This is a genomic window from Streptomyces sp. SID11385 (genome assembly GCF_010548245.1).
Taxonomy (GTDB): Bacteria; Actinomycetota; Actinomycetes; order Streptomycetales; family Streptomycetaceae; genus Streptomyces.
The window spans coordinates 1-293 of the sequence record NZ_JAAGLR010001177.1; the positions used below are offsets into that span (position 1 = coordinate 1).

General features: G+C 81.9%; 1 protein-coding gene. It reads left to right on the top strand.

From position 1 onward, the window contains the following. A partial coding sequence (locus G3I42_RS35625) for a BadF/BadG/BcrA/BcrD ATPase family protein (RefSeq protein ID WP_343244753.1) occupies nucleotides 1-293 on the top strand: 293 nt, incomplete at both ends.

The window sequence follows — 293 nt, forward strand, 5'->3', positions numbered from 1 at the left end:
CCGGGGGCGCTCTCCGACGCGCTCGGGCTGCCGGTGCTCGCTCTGGCCTCGGACGCGGCGACGGCGTACGCGGGCGCGCTCGGCCAGCGGGCGGGAGCCGTCGTGGCCGCCGGTACGGGGATGATCGCGCTCGGCACCGATCTGCGGGCCTGGCAGCGCGCCGACGGCTGGGGTCACCTCCTCGGGGACGCGGGCAGCGGGGCGTGGATCGGGCGGGCGGGGCTCGACGCGGCGCTGCGGGCGCTCGACGGACGCCCGGGGGGCTCGGCGGCGCTGAGGCGCCGGGCCGAGGC